The organism is Mariniradius saccharolyticus AK6 (assembly GCF_000330725.2).
Classification (GTDB): Bacteria; Bacteroidota; Bacteroidia; order Cytophagales; family Cyclobacteriaceae; genus Mariniradius; species Mariniradius saccharolyticus.
Map to the genome: position 1 here is coordinate 109,428 of NZ_AMZY02000007.1, position 23,421 is coordinate 132,848.

Genomic DNA, 23,421 nt, shown 5'->3' on the forward strand with positions numbered 1-23,421 from the left:
AAGATCATGAAACCTTCAAATGAAAGTCAGTCTTATCAGCGGCACTTCTTAAATACCATTGTGCTTTCCCTGCTATTTAGTGGGTTTGTCGCTATGGAAGCCTTTGCACAAGACAAAACCACTGAGGCCTTCAAGCAAAGCTATTCTTTGGAAAAAAGCCAAGATTACAAAGGAGCAATTGCTTCCTTAGGGCAGGTGTATGAGGCAGATGGATACGAAATCAACCTGCGGCTTGGTTGGCTGACCTACCTTGCCGGACAGCTATCCGAATCATTGGAGTACTACAACAAAGCGGTTGCCTTGAAGCCTTATGCCATCGAGCCCAAATTAGGTCTGGTTTTGCCCCTTTCGGTACAGGGCAAATGGAACGAAGTGGAAGAAATCTATCAAAAAATACTTCAAATTGATCCACAAAACACCTTGGTCAATTACAGACTGGGATTGATCTATTACAACAGGGGAAGCTATGATAAGGCGGATCCTTATCTGGAAAAAGTGGTGAACCTGTATCCTTTTGATTATGATGGATTGATTTTGCTAGCGTGGAACAAGCTGAAACTCCAAAAAACCAGGGAAGCAAAAGTACTATTCCAAAAGGTCCTGCTGAACTCACCGGAAGATGCGTCTGCACTGGAAGGCTTGAAATCGATCAAATAAGGAAATCACGCAAAACCAAGCATTTCCAAGCTAAACAACTCGACTTTACCCATAAAGCCGAAAAATCACTATCCTATGCTGACTTCAGGGTTGCCTGAGTAATTTTTATCACATGACAAATGTCATCTTATCCCTTGTTTTGTATCGTGAATGTCGGAATCACCGATGACGAGGTTTTCGGTCCGATCTCAGGTATATTGAAACAAGTCAAAAATCATATCATATGTTCTTCGAATTAGTCTATGACAAAAGTTTGGCACAAGCCAGCTACGTAGTTGGCTGCCAAGCAAAAGGTGTCGCCGCAGTGATCGACCCAAAAAGAGATGTGGATACCTATCTCAACATTGCAAAAGCCAATAACATGAAAATCACCCATATCTTGGAAACGCATATCCATGCGGATTTTCTGAGTGGTTCGCGGGAATTGGCGGCCTTGACCGGTGCCGAAATGTACCTGTCCGACGAGGGCGATGAAAACTGGAAATATGAATTCCCCCACAACAAAGTCAAGGGCGGAGATGTCATCAAAATGGGCAACCTTACCTTTGAAGTCATCCATACCCCAGGACATACACCAGAAAGCATCAGCTTTCTTTTGACCGACAAACCGGCTACCACTGAACCCGTGATGCTCTTTACGGGAGACTTCGTGTTCGTCGGCGACGTTGGAAGACCTGACCTTTTGGAACAAGCTGCGGGTATCAAAGGCACGCAGGATATCGGCGCTGCACAGATGTTTGATTCCCTACACAAATTCGTCAAGTTGGGGGATTACCTTCAAGTTTGGCCGGGCCATGGGGCAGGTTCTGCTTGCGGCAAGGCCTTGGGCGCTGTACCGATGACCACTGTCGGGTATGAGAAAATCAGAAACTGGGCACTGCAGCTCTTGAACGACAAGAAAGCCTTCTCACAGGAACTTCTAGCAGGTCAGCCCGAGCCGCCTAAGTATTTTGCGATGATGAAAAAACTCAACAAGGTGGACAGAAAACTGGTGACCACAGTCCCAACAATCAAAAACCTGAGCCAAACTGAATTCGCACAAGTCAAAGCCCAAGGAGCAAAAATAATCGACACCAGACCTTGGCCCGACTATGCCAAAGGATATCTGGGAGGAACCTTGAGCATCACCAACAACAACTCATTCTCCACGTGGATGGGCTGGTACGTCAGCTATGATGAGGAATTCTACGTCATTGCCGAAGACGCGCAAATAGAAGATATTACCAGAAAACTGATGCGTATCGGATTGGATAACCTCGCTGGATACATCACGCCTGCGCAGCTGAATGCCTATGAAGGCGGTAAGCTCGAAAGCTACGCACCTATCGATTTTGAAACCGCACAACAAAAAATTGCGGAAGGAAAGGTACAAGTCGTGGATTTGAGGGCTGCTTCAGAGTTCCAAAAAGGCCACATCGAAGGCGCGGAACATATCTTTGTAGGAAAACTTACCCAAAACCTGGACAAGATATCCAAAGACAAGCCGGTCATCATCCATTGCCAAAGTGGCGCAAGGTCTGCAATCGGCTATTCCATCTTGGCTGCCAATGGATTTGACAATATCCTAAACTATGCAGGTGGATGGGCAGAGTGGTCTGTCAAAGAAAACGAGCTGGTAAATAGCTAAGCAGATTCCCATATTTCACCAAAAAGCCCGATCGCTCGGGCTTTTTTTGTTTTGTTAGAATTACTTGCTGTTTCAAGCTATTCGATCAAAACCGCGGAGACTAAATCGCTTTTCTTTTTTGCACTTTAACAAAATCTATGTCACTCTAGCTGGTTACTAGAGAAATGCCCAACCCACGAAAAGCCCGTAATTTGGCTTGAAGTCCTTTTCTGGCCCATATTGATCCAAATTGGCACCCAGGCCAAAATTCAGCGCGTCTTTCTTAACGCCAGCCCTCAATTGCAAAAAACTACGCGCATGGAAATTCTGGGCCGTGTTATGGATATACATAAACTGCACCCGGGTGTACAAGTTGGTCTTTGGAGTAAGCTGGGGTTTGAACTCATAAATTCCAAAAAGCTCCACGTTTCGGCTGGAGTTGAGAAACAAAGATGCAATCGTCACTGCGACCCACTTTTGGTTTGTGAATGAGTGCTGTGCCCCGACAAGCGGAGAAAACCCAACCCGATTATTAATGGTCGTTCCTGCCACCAGGCCAAAACCTTTGTACAGCGTATAATTGATCAAAACCGGCGCAACCAAATCCAATTCCTCCCTTTCGTTGTCATAACTCGTGGAAAATGAAGACACGTTAAGAAACCCAAATTTGCTATTTGGGCTGAATTTCCTTTTCACTACCATTTGGAAAAAGAGCCGGTTGTTGCCAGCCATAAATTCAACAGGTGTTGGAACTTTCGGTGCAGTCGCTTGGGCTATGGCTTGGTAATGTGCACTGAAAAAAACAAGCAGTAAAAGGACAAAAAATCTGGAATGGGGAGAATTTCGAATAGCGTCTTTCATGATATAAGGATTATTTCCCGACAAAGTTCCGGAATTGAAAGCGGTAAAAAGTTGCTCCAAAGCAAGGATTTGAAAGCTACAGCTTTGCTTTGAGGCGGCTGAGCGTGTAGGGTGATACACTGAGGTAGCTGGCGACGATTTTGCTTGAGAGCCTGTTCAAAATCGTCGGATATTCCTTCAGCAGCCACCTAAGCCGATCCAGGCTATCTGCGGATTGGAGATTGTAAATCCGTTTTTGGGTGGTGATGTAGGCGGATTCGAGAATGTTCCGATATATTTTGTTGACGGCCGGTTCGCTCTCCACCAAAAAATAAAAATCCTCCCTCGATATATAATAGACGGTTGTTTTTTCGAGGCATTGGATGGACTCGATCGATGGTTCCCTACTAATCAGACTCATGAACGAAGTGCCGAATTTTCCTTCAAACGCAAAATATCTTGTGTTTTCCATTCCGCCTTCACCTGTCGAAAAAATCCGCATACAGCCTGCGACAACAAAATAATTGAAACGACATACCTCTCCCTGTCTAAGCAAATACTCGTTTTTCCTGCACTTCTTCTCTTTGAAAAACGAAGAAATGAAAGCCAATCTCTCTTCAGAAATATTCGTCTTCTCCTGGAAATAAGCTTTCAACGCTGGATGCATATCCCAAAATAGGTAAACAAGACAGGAAAAGAAAATCCCGCAATTGAGGTGCCCTCTTCCGGTTTCCTATTGAGTCGAAATTTTTAAAAAAATATTATCGGATATTTTTGTCTTTTTTATAAAAAGGATATATTTGTCCTGTAATACAACCGAAGATGTTTTCGAAGACCTGCAAATATGCCATCAACGCCATGATCTACGTGGCAACGCTACCCACCGAACAGGAGCGCGTCGGCTTGAAGGAGATTTCGAAAGCGATCAATTCACCAGAAGCCTTTACGGGAAAAATCCTGCAGGCCTTGGTCAGGGACGAGCTTCTTGCATCGACGAAAGGCCCAAATGGCGGCTTTTTTATCGCAAAAAATCCCGCCGAAATCGTCCTTTCCCAAATTGTGGAGTCGATCGACGGAGACACGCTTTTTACAGGCTGTGCATTGGGGCTTGAAAAGTGCTCCGAAGAGCACCCCTGCCCTGTACATCATAAGTTCAAGGCTATCCGCGACCACCTGACGGGCATGCTAATGACGACAAGTCTCAAAGATGTCGCTGAGCGGGTGAATGTGGGCATCAGCTTCCTGAAGTATTAAAAAAAATTTGAATCAATAAAAGACAAAAAACTCCCACAAAAATGACTACAGAAATGGAAAACCTCGCAGAAAAAAAAGTCGGACGAATCGTGGCCGACAATTTCCGAACCGCACAAGTCTTTTCACAATACGGAATAGACTTCTGCTGCAAAGGTGGCATCACCTTAAAGGCTGCCTGTGAATTGAACGGTGCATCGGTCGCATCTGTCCTCAGTGATTTGGAAAAAACGATGACAACCCCCGAGGAGGTCCATTTCAGAGATTTTGGGATGACCGACTTGATTGACTACATCGTCGACACTCACCACAAGTATGTTGAGAAAACCATCCCGGCCCTCAAGGCCTATCTCCAAAAACTGGAGCATGTACATGGCGACAGACATCCTGAGCTGTTCGAAATCCGCAGGCTGTTTTTTGAAGCTGCCGACGCTTTGACAATCCATATGAAGAAGGAGGAACTAATACTTTTTCCCTACATCAAAGCCATGGAAGAAGCCCAAAAGAGCCATTTCCCCCTTTCTAAACCCCACTTTGGACATATCGAAAATCCCATCCACATGATGGAAGATGATCATGCTGGCGAGGGCGAAAGATTCCGCATCATTTCTGAACTCAGTCATGGCTACACCCCGCCCAAAGACGGGTGCCAAACCTACAGAGTGGCCTTTGCGATGCTCGAAGAATTTGAATACGACCTCCACACCCACATCCATTTGGAAAACAACATCCTGTTCCCAAAAGCTTTGGAAGCCTTTGAACTCCTGAATTCATAATCCCATGTCAACCCAGCGACCACATATCGAAGCCAATTTACCGGGAGTGAATTCGACCCAATACTTGGTGAAATCTTGGATGCGCTGGGCATTGTTTTTCTTCTTTGCCGCCAGTGTTTTTGGATTGATGATGCGGTACTATTTTCTGGGCGAGATTCCATTTTTCGCCTACAAGAATCTACTGCACACCCATTCCCATATCGCTTTGCTGGGCTGGGGATACATGTTGATCATGGGCTACTATGTGTTTAGCTTCGGTTCGGATCAAAAAAGGGCCGGACTATACAAAAAGATGCTCACAATCAACGTAGTCGCCGGCTTGGGCATGTTGGCGAGCTTCCCTATACAGGGATACGGTGCCGTGAGTATCTTCTTCAGCACGATCCAACTGCTGTCGAGTTACTATTTCTCCGTCCAAATTCTACGAGACCTCAAGAAAGCTCCATCTTCCACAGCCGTACGAATGATTCAGTTCAGCATCTATTGGATGTTGCTATCGACTTTGGGGCTCTTGGCGATAGGTCCCGTTAGCGTACTCCTAGGTCGCAACCATCCCCTGTACTTCATGAGCGTGCAGTGGTTTTTGCACCTTCAGCTAAGCGGCTGGTTTACCTATGCGGTATTTGGCGTGCTGATGCATTACCTGGAGGAAAAGGGAAAAACGATCCATTTGAGCAAAACGCAAGAATGGACCCTGCACCTTTCCGTGCTTTTGACCTATGCCTTGAGCGTATCCTGGAGCACGCCGATGCCATTCCTGAGCCCTACCAACTCATTGGGTGTCGTGATGCAGAGTTTGGCTTATTTCTGGATTTTGAGGCCACTTATCTCGGCACTTTTTCCTGGACTCGGCTTCCCTTCCCATTGGGTGGATCGGCTGATGTATCTCGGAGTGCTGAGTCTGATCGCCAAGGCATTGGTAATGGCACTGCTCGCCGTGCCCTCCGTAGCCCATATCTCGATAACAATCCGATTGTTTGTAATTGGCTTTATCCACCTCGTGATGCTTGGGACCGTGTCCCTCGGAATTGGGGCAGTGATGGTACGCAAAGGCTGGTTGCCAATTGACAAACTTTCCAAGAAAGGCTGGACGCTGTTGATATGGGCTTTTGTCCTCACAGAAACCCTCCTTTTCATTCAGGGCCTGCTGCTTTGGATCGAAGCCGGATACCTGCCCCAATATCACCTCATCGTCTTCTCGGCCTCCGTCCTCTTTCCTTTCTCCTTGGCAGTCTTGCTATATGCCGCATTTCGTAGCCCATTAGGCGAAACAATTACTCCCATACAATCCAAATCAAATTTCAACATCCAAACCAAAAATCAATCTATGAAAAGTTCAGTAATCCTGTCCATAGGAATCGCAGCATTCCTATGGACGAGTTGTGGAGGAGGCAGCAACCAAGGCACTTACACGCCTCCAAGTGCAGCACCTGCGGCAGAAAAAGTAGCAGATCCAAAGGGTATCGGTGAAATCAAATCCGTGGAAATCGGTGAGGGAATCGACGAAGCGCTTGCCAATAAGGGGAAAGCAATCGTGGATATGAAGTGTACCGCTTGCCACCAACTCAACGACAAGCGTTTGGTTGGGCCGGGCTTTCAAGGTGTGACCAACAGAAGGAAACCGGAATGGATCATGAACATGATTACCAACGTGGACGTGATGCTGGACCAAGACCCAACGGCCCAAGCCCTCCTTGAGGAATGTCTCACCCGTATGCCAAACCAAAACATATCCGTGGGTGATGCCCGGGATATCCTGGAGTTTTTCAGAAAAAATGACCTAGAAAAAGCCGGTTCCAAAGACGGAGCCCTCTAATAAATCAACCAAACCCCCAATACAATGAAAACAAAATTATGGTTAGTAGCAGGTGCTGCAGTCGCCATGACCCTTACCTATGGCTGTAAACCCAAAGGAGCCCAAACGGCCATCTCGGGTGATGCGGCAAGCAAGGTATATGTAGCGCCCGGCCAGCATGATGAGTTTTACAACATCATCTCTGGCGGTTTCAACGGGCAAATGTCCGTCGTCGGCCTTCCATCAGGAAGAGTATTGAAAATCCTCCCCGTATTCTCAGTCCATCCTGAAAATGGCTGGGGTTTTACGGAAGAAACAAAACCGATGTTGAACACCTCGCACGGCTTCGTTCCTTGGGATGATTTGCACCATATTGCCATTTCAACAACCAATGCCGAGCATGACGCAAGGTGGGCTTTTGGCAATGCGAACAATACGCCACGTATTGCGCGGGTGGATTTGACCACTTTCAAAACCGTGGAAATCCTAGAGCTGCCAAATTCCGGTGGTAACCACTCCTCTCCTTTTATTACTGAAAACACCGAGTACGTAGTAGCTGGAACCAGGTTTTCTGTACCGACTGGCAGCGATCAAAACAGGGATGTGCCGATCGATACCTACAAGGATAATTTCCGCGGAACGATTTCCTTCATTTCTGTAGACAAAGACCACGGAGACATGAACTTGGCTTTCCAATTGGAAGCTCCACCGTTCAACTTTGATTTGGCAAGGGCTGGTAAGAAAAAATCACATGGATGGTTCTTCTTCTCTACCTACAACACCGAGATGGCCCATACGCTTTTGGAAGTGAACGCATCCCAAAAAGACAAGGACTTCATCATGGCCGTCAACTGGAAGAAAGCAGAAGAATACATTGCCCAGGGCAAGGGCAAGAAAGTCCCTGCCAAATATGCGCATAACAAATGGGATGAAAACTCCCACACCGGCACCTCCACGATGATGAACGAGGTACTGTCATTGGATCCCAGGGAGTTGAAAGACATCGTTTACTTTATCCCTTGTCCAAAATCCCCACACGGATGTGATACCGACCCAAGCGGCGAGTACATCATCGGTTCCGGAAAATTGGCCGCGGTCATTCCCGTTTTCTCTTTCACCAAAATGCTGGCAGCGATCGAAAAGCAGGATTTTGAAGGAAGTGTTGACGGCATGCCTGTGTTGAAATATGAGTCAGTGCTCCATGGCGAAGTAGAAAAGCCAGGTCTTGGCCCATTGCACACCGAGTTTGACGGAAAAGGAAATGCCTACACTTCCATGTTTGTCTCATCCGAAGTCGTCAAATGGAATATCGAGACTTTGCAGGTTTTGGACCGCGTACCCACCTACTACTCCGTGGGCCACTTGATGATCCCTGGCGGCCCAACAGGAAAGCCCCACGGCAAATACATGGTGGCCTACAACAAGATCACCAAAGACAGATACCTGCCTACCGGACCTGAGTTGGCGCACTCAGCACAGCTTTATGACATTTCCGGTGATAAGATGCAGCTGCTTTTGGACTTCCCAACCATCGGTGAACCGCACTATGCGGAAGCATTCCCAGCCACTTTGGTCAAAGACAAGCAAGTCAAATTCTTCCCCTTGGAGACCAACTCCCACCCAGCAGTCCTAAAAGGTATCAACGACGCACGGGTGGAACGAAATGGCAACCAAGTCCATGTCTACATGACCACCATCCGCTCCAACTTCAGGCCTGACAACATCGAAGGTGTCAAATTGGGTGACGAGGTGTACTTCCACGTGACCAACTTGGAGCAAGACTGGGATGTACCGCACGGATTTGCAATCAAGGGCGCCAATACCGCCGAACTGCTGGTAATGCCGGGCGAGACACAGACATTGAAATGGGTGCCTGACCGGGTCGGCGTATTCCCATTCTATTGTACAGACTTCTGTTCTGCACTGCACCAAGAAATGCAAGGCTACCTGCGGGTATCACCTGCCGGCAGCAATGTACCACTCAAGTATTCAACTGGCTCAGTAGAATAGTTGCTTAATTCCCAAGAATACCGCCAACCGTTTGGTTGGCGGTATTTAAAACCCTTAGTCATGAAAACTACCAGTTCACTTTCGAGAATTCTAATTTTTGTCTCAGCCTTGCTGATGGTTTCGGCCTACTTCACACCACTTTGGCAAATCAGCCTTTGGGCACCCCAATACCCCGAGGGTCTGAACATGAAAATCTGGATCGACCGCCTCAGCGGAGACGTGGATATCATCAACGGTGTCAACCACTACATTGGCATGAAGCATATCGGCCAAGAGATGTTCCCCGAGCTGCAATACTTGGTTTACGTTTTTGGTGCGATAATCGCCTTTGGTGTATTGGCAGCGATATTGGCCAAGAGATGGGCGCTTTATACCTACTTATTGCTTCTATTGATCCTCGGCCTCGGTGTACTCGTGGACATGTACCTGTGGGGATATGACTACGGCCACAATCTCGACCCTTCAGCTGCCATCAAGGTTCCTGGGATGGCCTATCAGCCTCCACTGATCGGCTACAAGGAATTACTCAATTTCTTGGCGTATTCAGGTCCTGATACAGGTGGTTGGATCTTAGGGGCATCAGTGCTCCTTGCTGGGCTCGCCTCTTTCAGAGAGTTTAGAGCAAAATAAACATCAACACCATTCCCCAATACTGAATAACCAATCGATCAAACCATGAAAACTCTCCCCATAACCCTACTACTTGCGCTCTTTTTGCTCGGATGCAGCACGGACCCACGTCCAATTCAGTTTGGCCAAGATGTCTGCCACTGGTGCAAAATGAAGCTGATGGACCCCCACTATGGCGCCGAAATCGTCACTAAAAAAGGAAAAATCTACATTTTCGACGATATCAATTGCCTGATGGCATTTATGGAAACCGGCGAAGTGGCACAGGAGGATATCAAACACGTGCTGGTCATAGACTACGAAAACCCAGAAAAACTGGTCGACGCCACTACCAGCTTTTACCTCAAGTCAGATCAGTTCAAAACCCCGATGGCCAGCCAAATTGTGGCATTTTCCGACTACGAGGTAATGAACCAATACAAGAAAAGGAATGGCGGCGTGTACCTCGCATGGGGCGAACTTGTCACCCAATTCAAATAAAAACAGCCATGAAAACCCTAATTGTCCTCCTGTTCGCGATTTCCTGCTTCCTGCCAAACTTGGCAAGTGGCACGGTAATTAAGCTAACTTCCGGAGGAAACATCCAAATGGCCATTGACAACGCCCAGCCTGGCGATACGATTTTGCTTGCGGCAGGTAGGTACGAGGGCCATGACCTGACCATCCGGAAGCCCTTGACGATATGGGGCGAATCATACCCCGTCGTGGACGGGATGCACAAAGGCAATATCTTTTTGGTGGCTGCAGAAAATGTCCATTTCAAAGGACTTCACATCATCAACTCCGGGAAATCCACCATGGAAGACTCCGCCGGCATCAAGTTTTTTGACTCAAAATCCTGTACCGTCTCCGACAACCTACTGGAGGAAACCTATTTTGCCCTCCATTTTTCCAATTCAGAAGAAATAACCGTCAGCAACAACAGGCTCTTTTCCTCTGCTGAAAAAGAATACCAAACCGGCAACGGTATCCACCTTTGGAAGTGCAAAAACTCGACGATTGAAAATAATACCGTCATGGGACACAGGGATGGCATTTACCTCGAATTTGTCACCAACACGGTCAGTAGGCAAAACACGATCGAAGGCAACAAGCGCTACGGCCTACACTTCATGTTTTCTCATGACAACAGTTATCTCCAAAATACATTTCGCAGAAATGGCGCTGGCGTGGCTGTAATGTACACGCACAACGTGCTGATGCAGGAAAACCTATTCGAAGAAAACTGGGGTGCATCCTCCTATGGGATCTTGCTCAAGGACATTACCGACAGCCAAGTCATCAACAACATTTTCCGGAAAAACACTATCGGCATTTACATGGAGGGAAGCAGTCGCAATACCTTTCAAAACAACAGTTTCCAGCAAAACGGATGGGCATTTAAGCTGATGGCCTCCTGTGACCGCAACACCATCGAAGCCAACAATTTCCTTGGCAATACATTTGACATAAGCACCAACGGCAGCGTGGTTCTCAATACACTTAACCAAAATTATTGGGACAAATACGAAGGATACGACCTTGACAAAGACCGCCTCGGGGATGTCCCCTACCGGCCCATCAATCTTTTCAGCATGATCGTGGAGAAAATACCCGCGGCAGTCATCCTATGGCGAAGCTTCCTGGTGACGCTGCTAGACAGGATGGAAAAGGTGATCCCTTCCATCACTCCCGAAAACATGATCGACAACTCCCCAAAAATGAAACCCTATGATCTCGGTACGGCACATTCATAAAAAATTCGGCAAACTCGATGTCCTGAAGGATTTCGAATTGGAATTCCAAGCGGGCAACAGCTATGCCCTGATGGGGCCCAATGGCTCGGGTAAGACCACCTTGATTAAGATCATACTCGCGATGGTCCTCCCCAATTCTGGCGATGTGCTTGTCAATGGACAATCCATCAAAGGCAATACCGCCTATCGCTCCCAAATCGGCTACATGCCTCAAATTGGTCGATATCCTGACAATATGCGTATTGGGCAGCTTTTCTCGATGATGCAGGACATCAGGCCAGAAATCAAAGACTACGACATGGATTTGGTAAAAGCCTTCGGTCTTGACACCATGCTCGACAAACCCATGCATACGCTCAGTGGCGGTACCCGGCAAAAGGTGAGTGCGGCCTTGGCGTTTATGTTTCGCCCGGCCATCCTGATACTCGACGAACCCACGGCGGGATTGGATCCGATCGCGGTCGAAGTATTGAAAAACAAGATCAAGAGAGAAAGGGAGGCCGGAAAACTCATCCTAATCACTTCGCATATTCTCAGCGAACTGGAGGAATTGACCAATCAGGCCATCTACATTTTTGAGGGCGAAGTGTTCTTCAACGACTCGGTCGAAAGCCTCAAAGACATCACCGGTGAAAATAAATTTTCCACAGCCATTGCGCGATTGATGGAGTGGAGTTTAAAAAAAAACACGAAAAAAACTGAATTGGCCCATGTATAAGCTATTGAAATATTCCCTCTATGACATTGTCAAATCCCGGTTTGCCTTGTTGTACACGCTATTCCTCGTTCTGGTGGCCATTTCAATCTACCAAGTTTCCGAGGACATGGGCAAAGTATCGCTCAGCCTGCTGAACATCATGCTGATGATCGTGCCTTTGATCGCCGCCGTATTTGCGAGTACCCACTTTTTCAACAACCTTGAATTTACCGAACTGATGCTGGCCCAGCCGGTGAAGCGCAGGGATGTGTTCCTGAGCCAGTTTTTGGCTGTAGCATTTGTCCTCAGCATGGCTTTGATTGTTGGATTTGGGGTCCCAATGCTGATTTGGGGAGCAGATGTGACGATTCTGACACTCTTGGGAATTGGGATCGGTCTTAGCGTGATATTTGCGGGATTGGCATTTCTTGCTTCAGTGATGACACGTGACAAGGCCAAAGCCATCGGCATAAGTCTGTCATTTTGGATCTATTTTTCCTTGGTATATGATGGATTTGTGCTTTACCTGATCTACAGCTTGGCGGATTATCCTTTGGAAAAAACCACCTTGGGACTCGTTTTCCTCAATCCCGTGGACTTGGGACGCATCATTATGCTGATGCAACTGGACATTTCAGCCTTGATGGGCTACACTGGCGCGTTCTTCCAAAATTTCTTCGGCAGCTTCCAGGGAATCCTGATTTCCTCAGGCGTATTGCTTCTTTGGATGCTGTGGCCTTCGTATTTTGCGCTGCGGGTGTTTCGGAAAAAGGATTTCTAACCGCTCCTCGGATTCCGAAATCTTTTGGAATACAAGCTCAAGGTCGGATCATGCAGATTTCCAATCGCTTCCGCCAGCTTAGGATTGAAAATCCGAATGACCCGGTGATTCGTTTTCAAATACCGAACAGGCATTTATTTTCAAGGATTTTTCCCCCAATTTCCTTAAATTCAGGTAGTCATCGGCACAGCCCCATTCCCCATGAACCGATTGCTCTACATCCTCATGCTGTTATCTGTTTTTCAAACCGACCATTACCAAACCCTACGCAACGATATGGTAAGGACACAATTGGAAGCCCGTGGCATCCGCAATGCGCTCGTCCTAGATGCTATGCGCAAAGTACCCCGACACCAACTCGTCCCGGGAAATGTCCGCCATCTTGCCTATGAAGATGGTCCGCTGCCGATTGGGAATGGGCAAACCATTTCCCAACCCTACATCGTGGCTTTCATGACGGAGGCAATCGATCCAAAGCCAGGGATGAAAGTATTGGAAATCGGAACTGGTTCGGGATACCAAGCGGCAGTGTTGGGAGAAATCGTCGGGGAAGTTTACACCATCGAGATCGTCGAACCCCTTGGCAAAAAAGCGCAAAGGGACCTTGCTGACTTGGGCTACAAGAATGTCCATGTACGTGTGGGCGACGGTTACCAAGGTTGGCCGGAAGAGGCGCCATTTGATGCAATCATCGTCACCGCCGCCCCCGACAAAGTCCCCCAACCGCTTATCGACCAATTGAAAGAGGGCGGAAAAATGATAATTCCCGTAGGGCCGCACGCTAACGCCCAAGAGCTGAGGCTTTTGGAAAAAAGGAAAGGAAAAATCCGTACCAGTTCATTAATGGGGGTTCGTTTTGTGCCATTCACGAGGGATTCGGTGAAAGAATAAGTCCTGAGCTGTAATTTGCCTTACATATCTGCATTAAACCCGAAATTTTTTTCAAGCGAGTCAGTTTGGCATTTCACCCAAAACCTTAACAACTTCAATTTCATTGATTTTTGAGCGATTTACACTAAGTTGCGAAGCAGAATATTGCGTAAATCCCACAGCTAGGTCATATGCCTCTTAACCGAATTTTGCTGATACCGATTTTGGCGTTGACGGTCTTTCAAGCCAGCGCTCAGGATATCATCAAGTTGGACAGTCTGCAACTGGTAGTGAAACAGGCAAAAACCGATACGGCCCGTTTCAGAGCACTCATAGACCTTTCGCACTTATATTTTTCGACCGATTATGTCAAATCCATGGAATATGCCATTCAAGCCAAGGATTTGGCAACCGCAAAAGACCTCAAAAAGCATGAACTCACTGCGCTTACACAAATGGGCAATGTGGCGATAGCGCAGGGGGACTACAAGCAAGCGGCGACTTTGTTTTTCAACAGTCTCAAAGAGTATGAGGAACTGAAGGATACTTCAGGAATCATCTCGATGAACAACAATCTCGGCGCTTCCTACGATCGTATGGGTGAATATGATAAAGCCTTGGAATGCTATTTCACTGCCCAAGAGCTCATGAATGCTTCCAACCTGACAGAAAGAAAAAAGGTAGTCCTGCCCACCGTTTACAACAATATCGCCAACATCTATCAGACCAAAGGTGATCCGAAATCCGCACTCGCGTACTACGAAAAAGCGCTAAAACTCGCCTTGGAAGTACCCAACCACAAAGCCCAAGGTATTGCCTACAATAATATCGGAAAGCTATACGCGAACGAACTCAATGAACCTGACAAAGCATTGGATTACCTGATGAAAGGATTGGAATTTCGGGAAAAGATCGGCGATTTGGGCGAGATCGCGCGCTCACTCATTATCCTCAGCAACTTCCACCTCAACCAAAAGGATCTTGCGAAAAGTGAGGAATACTCGAAACGTGCCCTGGAAATAGGCAATAAAATCGGCTCAATGGACATCAAGCGTGCCGCTTTCCTGGGGTTGTCAGAAATCGAGGAAAAACGCGGCAACTATTCCGCTGCCTTGTCCAATTTCAAAAACTTCAAAACCTACAGCGACAGCATCCTCAACCAACAAGCTACCAGCGAAATCACCCGCCTACAACTTCAATATGATTTCGAAAAGGCAGAAAAACTACGAGAGGAAGAAGCAAAGCAATCGAGGTTCAAGTACCTCAGCACGATTGCCGCATTGTCTATCGGACTGATTTTGGCCGTGTTGATCACATTGGTGATCAGGTCCAAAGCCCGGCAAACTGAGTTGAGTCAGAAGAACCTTGCACAAGACGTTGAAATCAAAAACAAGGAATTGACGACCAACGTGATGTACCTGATCAGAAAAAACGAGCTGATCAACAATGTCGCAGAGCGCCTTCTGAAAATACAGCGGAACCTGCTTCCTGAAAACCAGAAGATCATTCAGGAAATCATCCTGGATCTGCAGCGGGAAGGTGACAATGACACTTGGAAGGAATTTGAATTGCGGTTCAACCAGGTGCACAGTGAATTTTACACAAATCTGCGAAAGCTTTATCCTGATCTTTCCCCAACTGAGGAGAAACTTTGTGCATTCCTTCGCCTCAATATGAATTCGAAGGAGATCGCTGCTGTCACCCAACAGAGCATCAAAAGTGTAGAAGTAGCACGAGCACGCCTTCGAAAAAAGCTCAACCTTACCAACACCAACTCCAATCTGGTAACCCACCTAGCCAATATCTAGCTTTTTTGTGGCTTGGGGCATGGGAAAAAAATTTGTAAGCCATTTTTTATAAACCACTGATATACAATTTATTAAAATATATGTTAAGGTGATGTTATGGTGTTTTTCCACCTGCTAGCAATTATTCTAAGGTCATTTTTTCCAAAGTAGTGGTTATTCAAAGGCTGATTTTTTTCAGGTTAGTTTTATTTACCGTTGTTTTAGTCCTCGAAACACAATCGGAGCAGGCCATGGACGAAAAAAACAAAAACGAGGAACTGATCTATAAGCTTATCGAAAAAAGAAAGCAGGAAAACGATGCTTTCACAAAGCTACTTAACGCGATGGGAGGCACGCCTGCCGAAGCCAGCGAAAAACCGCGGCCCAGCGAACGTAAGAAAAACTGACCAAAAGTAGCCCGGGCACCAATCCGCCCCATATCCACAAATTCAAATCAATCAAAGATTATCATTCTAACCCCAGTACTATGAACCATTCTCTACCCAATATCATGAGAAGCCTGCTGGTCGCCACAATGTTGGTATTTTGTTCGATGCATGCAATCGCACAAAATTTATTTGCAGATGGCGTGCGCAAAGGCATGGTAAAGGTAAAATTCACACCTGCTATGACTTCCTCGCTTCCACAGGCTAGAGTCAATGCACGCAACAACCAACTCACCACCGGAATGACTGCCTTCGACACCAAGGCGAGGGCAGTAAATGCCCATTCCATGTACAGGTTGTTCCCCTATGATGAAAAAAACGAGCATAAGCTACGCAAACACGGGCTTCACCTTTGGTATGTGGTGGAAATCGAGGAAAGCGTAGACCCAAAAGTCGCCGCGGTTCAATTGAAGGAATTGCAGGAAGTGGCAATCGCAGAGGTTGAGCATGAAAAAATCCTCGCGCCTTATGCGGTAAAGGAACACGTTTCCGGACCCAGTCCTTTTTCTACCCTGCCCTACAATGATCCTTTGCTCAAGGATCAATGGCATTATAAAAATACCTTTCAAACAGGTTTGGGTGATGCGGATGTCAACTTGTTTGAGGCTTGGCAGCGTACTACGGGTGCCAGCAATATCATCGTAGCCGTGCATGACGAAGGTGTCGATGTAAACCACGAGGACCTCAAAGCCAACATGTGGGTCAATACTGCCGAACTTAATGGAAAGCCTGGTATTGACGACGACGGAAACGGGTACATTGATGATATCAACGGGTACAACTTTTCCAAAAACACAGGAAAAATCGACGCCCAATACCACGGTACGCACGTGGCTGGAACCGTAGCTGCGGTCAATAACAATGGTCTTGGCGTTGCTGGAGTCGCTGGTGGAGATGGTTCCGGAAATGGTGTCAGAATCATGTCCCTGCAAATAATGGGGGGTGGCTCCATTGAGCGCTCCTATATTTATGCTGCTGACAACGGGGCAGTAATCTCCCAAAACAGCTGGGGATTCACCAGTCCGGGCGCTTATGACCAGTCCGTTTTGGATGCCATTGATTACTTTGTGGCTGAAGCTGGGGATTTTCCCGGAAGCCCTATGAAAGGCGGAATCGTCATTTTCGCAGCAGGAAACTACAACCTTGACGATAGGTGGTATCCAGCCTATCACGAAAACACGCTCGCGGTCACCTCCATTGGTCCCAACTGGAAAAAAGCAAGCTATTCCAATTTCGGAGCTTGGACAGAGATCGCCGCCCCGGGAGGTGACACCGAGTTGGGCCCGGGAAATGGCGTTCTCAGTACTATCCCAGGAAACAAATATGCTTTTCTCGACGGTACCTCTATGGCTTGCCCGCATGTCTCCGGCATCGCGGCCTTGGCTTTGGCCAACAGGAACAAACAACTCACCAATACAGAGCTCAAAAACAAACTCCTCACTGGTGTAGTCAACATTGACGTATTTAACCCCGATCACGTGGGTCTTTTGGGAACAGGCGCCATTGACGCGGAACTAGCTATTAGAAATGATTTGGGAATCGCTCCAAACAAAATCACGGACCTCAGCGTCACCGGTATCGCACAGGAATTCGCCGCACTCACTTGGACCGTGCCAGCAGATGCTGATGACGACCAACCCACGGCATTTCATTTGTTCGTCCATACGGACAGCATTACAGCTGAGAATATCAACGCTGCTGAAAAGATCGTGATCAAAAACACCCTTCTTGCCGATAGCTTGATGACTTATGAGGTAACGGAACTGTTGGGATTGACCAAGTATTACTTCGGAATTACCTCTGTAGACCGTTGGGGAAATACTGCAGCATTGTCTCCCGTCATCACTGCAACGACCAATGAGGGACCAAAAATCGTATTGGACGAAAACAGCCAAGAAATAGCGCTGGCGATCGATGTCAACACGGCAAACACCGCCACCCATGAGATCACAATTTCTAACCAAGCTGCCGGCATATTGAGATGGAACCACCTGACGCGCCATCGAAACACAATGCTATCCTTTTCAGCGAAACTGAACTACCCCGCAACCTCAGGGAGCAGATTAGCCAAGGAAGTAAATTTGGGGATGCAAAGCGTGGCAAACGGCAACAACCAACTGAAGAAAAATGGAGTTGCCACGGCCTCATTCACACCGATCAATAAACAATATGCTGCCTGGCCTACCAATATCATCGGAGATACAGACCTCACATTGACCAACTCAGCGGCTGCGAAGTTTTTTGTCACAGAAACCGAGGGTTTCAACCTAACCAATCTATCCATGTACCTCAAGCATGACCCTGCAAAAGGCCCGGTCATTGTCGAGATCTATGAGGGTGACAGCCCAATCAAGAAGAACCTGATCTATGCGCAGGAATACAACCATTGGGCAAGTATGGAAGCCTTCGCCTATATCACGCTTGATGAGCAACTCTATTTTGAACCAGGGACTACGTTCTGGGCGGTATTCCACGTCCCAGCTGGCAACAAATTCCCATTAGGTATTGGTTTTGAGGCGGATCCATCCTACTCTGACAATTGCTTTATGTCTTTTGACATGGGTGCTACCTGGACGCAGTTGGAAACGTTACTTGGCAGTGAGGATTTTGCTTGGGCGATAACGGCAAGCAGCAACAACCAACACTTGGGCACATACCTGAAGCTGGAGCCCGGGTCAGGGGATATCAATGGTTTTGAGCAAGCCACCACGACATTGACTGCTGATGGCGCCAACCTGATCAATGGAGACTACAGCGCATACTTGATCATCGAATCAAACGATGCCGCCAATCGACAGATGAGGGTTCCAGTAAACCTTAACGTCAGTGGCCACACTCCGTCCTTGCAGCATGTAGCAATTGCTGACTATGGTGCAGTATTTATGGGCGACGAAAAAACGCTTGAGTTGGTGGTCGAAAACACCGGTTACGGCAACTTCAACAATCCAAGCATCACTTCCGACAATGGCTCTTTCGTAGTTGATCAAAACTTGCCATGGCAAATCAAGGCGAGAGCGCAAGCAGTGGTAAGGGTGACCTTCAAGCCGACCGCCCCAGGCAATACCAACGGCAAACTCACCATCACCAATGGAGAGCAAACTTATGAGATCGCGCTATTCGGAGTGGGTGCCGAAACATCAAAAATCAGCATTGCTCCCGAAATCCAAGAATTCAAGGATTTGGCGATCGGCGATATGGTTACGGCCAAAGTAACGGTGGACAACAAAGGTGCGTTCCCGTTGAAATACTTTGTGCCTGGCCACGACAACAATGGCATTTCCGAGAATTGGCCGAGTGACTATCACTCCTATGGCTACAACGTGCGTTCTAACAGACCTGACGAAGCCAATCCGATTCCATATGAATTCAAGGATATTTCCGGGACGGGCACCAACATTACCCGATCCATTATTGACCTTGGAAGCTACCATGCGGTCGATATGGGATTTGAATTCCCGTACTATGGTGACAGGGTCAAAACCCTCTACATCGCGAGCAAAGGCTTCACCACCTTTGACAACAGCGTGCGCTCGGTCAACGTACCGAGGCTGAATGGGGGAGAATGGAGTCCGAAAGGATACGTCTCCATCTTGGGATCTTTCCTAAGCTATTTGACACAAGGCGAAGTCTACTACCAAGTCGAGCCTGATCGGGTGATTGTGCAGTATGACAATGTTTGGGATGGTTGGAGTTTCGGTGAAAGCATGACTGCACAAATCGTCTACCATGCCAACGGCGACATTAGGTTCTATTACGAGAACCTCAATATTGCCGACTACAACAAACAAAACTTGACGGTTTTGATCGAAGACTTGGGCCAACAGGATGGGATATTGATCAGTGACTGGCAAAACACGTCCGACCTGTACACAGGATTGGCGTTGGGATTTGATTTCCCTGGTCCAAACATCATCACTGAAGTCAAAAATGGTTCCGGAGTGGTCATGCCGGGGGCTTCGCGGGAAATGGAAATCACCTTGTCAACCAGTAGCCTTTCCGAAGGCTTGATCAAACGTTACATCAACATCGTCAACAATGACCCGGACAGCAAACAGAAAAACGCCCTGATCCAGCTTGAAATCAATAAAGGTGGCGTTGCCTTGCCTGTTGTTTCCGCTGATACAGTAAGGTTCGGGGAGTTATTCCAAGGAACGATCCGGAACTATCCGTTTACGATCAAAAACCCAGGAACTGCCGCACTTGGTATCGGTTCAATTGTATTTGCAAACAACTTCTTTTCACTTTCTGGAGAGAGCACTACGACGATTGCGCCGGGACTGTTTGCAAAATATGCCATTCACATTCCTACGGATAAGAATGCAGATCTTGAAGATTGGTTATTCATCAATTACCAAGACGGCACCCGAGATACGATCTATGTGACAGGCAAGGTCATCGACGCTCCAGCCATTAGCATTGACTTGGGCATGCTGTCCGACACATTGGCATTTGGCGAAAAAGCATCACATCCAATCACCATAGAAAACACCGGACTGGCACCACTTCAGGTAGCGCCATCCGGCGGTAACTGGCTTTCTTTCGAGACGGACGTCCTTCCAAGCAGCATCGTGCCTGACTTTGGGTATACGTTTGAGAAGTACAACAACAATGAGTTCTATCAGTGGGTAGAAATCCGCAAGACAGGTACCCAAATGGAATTCGTGGATTATGAAGACTTCCAAGGCACCTATTGGAGGGACTTGGAACTACCCTTCCCGATCGAGTTCTATGGCCAGAAATACAGCAAAATCAAAGTTGGTGATAATGGTATCATCTCCTTTGAAGACGATCCTCAGGCCGAGTTCTTTACGGACTACATACCCACAGCGACCCAAGGTAGAGCGATCATGCCGTATTGGACCTTCAGTACCTTCTCGGATTACTTCCACAAAAAGGAGGACATTGGAATATTCTACCAGTTTGAGGATGATAAAATCATCATCACGTGGAGCATTTTCATCAACAATCTTGGAGGCATGGGAGACCCCATTTCCGCCCAAGTCATCTTCTACAAAAATGGAACGATGAAGTTCCAGTATAGGCCCGAAGAGGGCGGCGCAGACTTGACCTCCGGTTTCTCGACGATCGGTCTCCAACGTAACAGTACCGACGGCCTATCAATCTCTGCCTACCAGCCGCTTGATCATGGAAAAGGCCTGGCGTACATCATCGTGCCGTCAAGAAGGTACACGATCGCTCCGGGCGCTTCTCTCACTGGAAACGTTGTCCTGGACGCCACCAACATCTTTGGAGGCACCTACAATAAGCCTTTGAAGTTCTTCAACAATGTGCCTAATCAAGAAATCCTGGAAAAGCCGGTCGAGTTGACCGTCACAGGAGATCCAGTTATTGCGATGGCCGACACAGTGGACTTTGGTGCCAAATTGGTATCCGTCGGAGGTTCTGAGCCAACGACCAATACGTTCGATGTAATCATTGAAAACACAGGTGCCGCTGCCTTCGACATTACATCTGCAGCCATGGCCGATGGCACAGGCCCGCTTCACATGATGATGGAGATACCAGGATTCTGGGGGCCAGAATGGACCCGCATCGACAACATCTGGTTCTGGCCAACATTTACGGTCAGACCGGGCGACAAACTGGTCGCCAGGGCAATTTTCTTCCCATCCCAAGAAGGGGAATTCATGGATGAAGTGGTTTTCCAAACCAGCGTTGGAGAAAAACGACTCGTATTGAAAGGAACGGCATTCGAACCTGCCAGCATCAGGGTCGCAACAGAACCGATCTATGTATCCATGCCATCACCAAGGCCAGTGACACGAACCATTGCTCTGGACAATGAAAACGGCAAATCAGACCTAAACTATACCGCGACTGTCGATTACTTGAGGCCGTTGGGTACAGCTAGAACCGAAAGACTGGCAAAAACCAGTGCTGCTGGTATAAGCCTATCGTCAACTCAAGTAGCAAGCGCTGCTGATTCGAAGGTTTCGGCAACTTACAATCGAACACTATCGCATACTGACAAAAAGGTACCAGATACCTTTATCGGAACGGGAGGCTTGGCACCTTTCACGCTCAGTACCCAATTTAATGCCGGACCTGAGGGTTTCAACCTTTCACATATCGAGACTTTCTTCCGAATGGAGAATTTGACTGCTGCTGTGATTGAAGTGGAAATCAGGGCAGGAGGAAGCTCCGTGGCAAACGCCGCGGTGGTGGCAACAGGTGAACTGGCAGTAAGCGGAGACGGTAGCGACGAGAGCGGAGCATGGCATCAAGTCGCACTGGACAAAACAGTGGGAATCTATCCAAATGAAAACTTCTACATCATAGTGACTTATCCGCTTGGAATCCAGTTCCCACAAGGTACAGTCACCGGCATTGCAAATGTGCCCGGAAGGTTTGCCTACTATGTCGAAGGAGAGTGGTATGAAGTTCAAGAAGGCCAGTTTGCCAACGCAGGCTGGCTGATGATGGCCGCAGAAATGGAAGCTGGAAACTTCAGCTGGTTGCGCATCACAGAAGGTCAGACAGGTACCCTTGCCAAAGGGGAAGCTGGTATCGTTTCCCTGGAAATCGACGGTGGGTTTGGAAATCCAGGCAACCAGTCAGCCAATATTGTTTTCTCATCCAATGATCCAGCAAATACAATCGTACGTGTTCCGGTAACCCTTCACCTCAACGAAGCACCAAACTTTGTGGGCGCACCGTCCACGATCGCAGTGGCTGAGGCAGACACATTGGTCGTGAAGTTTAAGGTTTCCGATCCGGAATCCAACACTGTAGAGGTTACGGCCGCACAAACCAAAGACTTCATCGACTTTAGCTTTGCCTCGGATACCATCAGAATGGTGCTCAAGCCTGATTTTGGAGACAAGGGCGTATTCATGTACAGACTGACAGCAACGGATGAATACGGTGCTTCCCGCGAATTGGAACTCCCCATAGAGGTGTTACATACCAATAGGGCTCCTGGGTTTATTGCAGATGCCGAGGTATTCGGATTCCTGAAGCCGGGTAACCTAACCGAACACAATCTTTCCGATTACTTCGCCGATCCTGACGGTGACGAGTTCACCTACACTGTCAGCAGCAGCAATGAGTCCATCTTGACCGTGTTTGCTTCAGCTTCCAGCTTTATCATCAGGACTGCCAACGAAGGAAATGCGACGATCACCTTCAAAGTGACCGATAAGCATGGCGCATCAAAAACCGTAGAAATAGCCGCTAAAGTCGATTTGATCAACGGATTGGAGGATTTGGACCAGCTCTTTAGCCTCACGGTGTACCCTAACCCGACCGCTGATTATGTACGTGTCCGCATCAAGGGGGAAATTGGTAATAGCTACTCCCTCCGAGTGATCACGATGCAAGGCGTAACGATGATCAGGAAAGACGAGGTCAGCTCAAGGGAAGAAGCGGTGATCGATCTTAGATCGCTTCCAAAGGGAGTTTATCTCATGGAGGTAACCGACATGCGCGGAAAGAGCATGAGGAGAATTGTAAAGGATTAAGTCAAAATGCGTAAAGGTTGCGAACCCACCCAATCGCGTCAGTTCTCATGAACTGGGT

The 23,421-nt window shown here is 47.6% G+C and carries 17 protein-coding genes; 15 read left to right on the forward strand and 2 right to left on the reverse strand.

Going from position 1 to position 23,421, the window contains the following annotated elements; genetic code table 11:
- Positions 1-6: 6 nt before the first annotated feature.
- Both C943_RS05905 and C943_RS05910 read left to right on the forward strand, forming a co-directional pair.
- Complete coding sequence (locus C943_RS05905; RefSeq protein ID WP_008625332.1) at positions 7-657, forward strand: tetratricopeptide repeat protein; 651 nt, start codon at positions 7-9, stop codon at positions 655-657.
- Between the two features lie 223 nt (positions 658-880).
- Entirely contained in the window at positions 881-2,284 is a 1,404-nt protein-coding gene (locus C943_RS05910) for an MBL fold metallo-hydrolase (protein WP_008625333.1), read from the forward strand.
- Positions 2,285-2,440: 156 nt separating this feature from the next.
- Here the strand turns inward: C943_RS05910 and C943_RS05915 are convergent, their stop codons facing one another.
- Both C943_RS05915 and C943_RS05920 read right to left on the reverse strand, forming a co-directional pair.
- The gene (locus C943_RS05915) at positions 2,441-3,124 is read right to left on the reverse strand and encodes a hypothetical protein (RefSeq protein ID WP_157198452.1); all 684 of its coding nucleotides are present in this window, start codon (positions 3,122-3,124) and stop codon (positions 2,441-2,443) included.
- 76 nt (positions 3,125-3,200) lie between these two features.
- A complete protein-coding gene (locus C943_RS05920; protein ID WP_008625335.1) occupies positions 3,201-3,770 on the reverse strand; it encodes a Crp/Fnr family transcriptional regulator in 570 nt (189 codons plus the stop codon).
- A 155-nt stretch (positions 3,771-3,925) separates the two neighbouring features.
- Between C943_RS05920 and C943_RS05925 the strand changes: the two genes are divergently transcribed.
- The 13 genes from C943_RS05925 (at position 3,926) to C943_RS05985 (ending at position 23,363) form a co-directional block, all read left to right on the forward strand.
- A complete protein-coding gene (locus tag C943_RS05925) occupies positions 3,926-4,357 on the forward strand; it encodes an RrF2 family transcriptional regulator (RefSeq protein WP_008625336.1) in 432 nt (143 codons plus the stop codon).
- A gap of 41 nt (positions 4,358-4,398) precedes the next feature.
- On the forward strand, positions 4,399-5,130 hold the full coding sequence (gene ric / locus C943_RS05930) for an iron-sulfur cluster repair di-iron protein (RefSeq protein ID WP_008625342.1): 732 nt from the start codon (positions 4,399-4,401) through the stop codon (positions 5,128-5,130).
- Positions 5,131-5,134: 4 nt separating this feature from the next.
- The gene (locus tag C943_RS05935; protein WP_008625343.1) at positions 5,135-6,946 is read left to right on the forward strand and encodes a c-type cytochrome; all 1,812 of its coding nucleotides are present in this window, start codon (positions 5,135-5,137) and stop codon (positions 6,944-6,946) included.
- A gap of 24 nt (positions 6,947-6,970) precedes the next feature.
- Positions 6,971-8,935 (forward strand): Sec-dependent nitrous-oxide reductase, encoded by a 1,965-nt coding sequence (gene nosZ / locus C943_RS05940; RefSeq protein ID WP_008625345.1) that lies wholly within the window; start codon positions 6,971-6,973, stop codon positions 8,933-8,935.
- A gap of 60 nt (positions 8,936-8,995) precedes the next feature.
- Entirely contained in the window at positions 8,996-9,565 is a 570-nt protein-coding gene (locus C943_RS05945; protein WP_040479254.1) for a hypothetical protein, read from the forward strand.
- A 45-nt stretch (positions 9,566-9,610) separates the two neighbouring features.
- Positions 9,611-10,045, forward strand: a complete 435-nt coding sequence (locus C943_RS05950; RefSeq protein WP_040479257.1) for a nitrous oxide reductase accessory protein NosL — start codon at positions 9,611-9,613, stop codon at positions 10,043-10,045.
- 8 nt (positions 10,046-10,053) lie between these two features.
- A complete protein-coding gene (locus C943_RS05955) occupies positions 10,054-11,301 on the forward strand; it encodes a nitrous oxide reductase family maturation protein NosD (RefSeq protein WP_008625347.1) in 1,248 nt (415 codons plus the stop codon).
- The gene (locus C943_RS05960; RefSeq protein ID WP_008625349.1) at positions 11,276-12,019 is read left to right on the forward strand and encodes an ABC transporter ATP-binding protein; all 744 of its coding nucleotides are present in this window, start codon (positions 11,276-11,278) and stop codon (positions 12,017-12,019) included. The genes C943_RS05955 and C943_RS05960 overlap by 26 nt, the downstream gene beginning before the upstream one ends.
- On the forward strand, positions 12,012-12,779 hold the full coding sequence (locus C943_RS05965; RefSeq protein ID WP_008625351.1) for an ABC transporter permease subunit: 768 nt from the start codon (positions 12,012-12,014) through the stop codon (positions 12,777-12,779). Before C943_RS05960 ends, C943_RS05965 begins: the two co-directional genes overlap by 8 nt.
- Positions 12,780-12,980: 201 nt before the next feature.
- On the forward strand, positions 12,981-13,670 hold the full coding sequence (locus C943_RS05970) for a protein-L-isoaspartate(D-aspartate) O-methyltransferase (RefSeq protein WP_008625356.1): 690 nt from the start codon (positions 12,981-12,983) through the stop codon (positions 13,668-13,670).
- A gap of 170 nt (positions 13,671-13,840) precedes the next feature.
- A complete protein-coding gene (locus tag C943_RS05975; protein WP_040479260.1) occupies positions 13,841-15,457 on the forward strand; it encodes a tetratricopeptide repeat protein in 1,617 nt (538 codons plus the stop codon).
- A 230-nt stretch (positions 15,458-15,687) separates the two neighbouring features.
- On the forward strand, positions 15,688-15,843 hold the full coding sequence (locus C943_RS05980) for a hypothetical protein (RefSeq protein WP_008625361.1): 156 nt from the start codon (positions 15,688-15,690) through the stop codon (positions 15,841-15,843).
- 80 nt (positions 15,844-15,923) lie between these two features.
- A complete protein-coding gene (locus C943_RS05985) occupies positions 15,924-23,363 on the forward strand; it encodes a S8 family serine peptidase (RefSeq protein ID WP_081610451.1) in 7,440 nt (2,479 codons plus the stop codon).
- Positions 23,364-23,421: the final 58 nt, after the last annotated feature.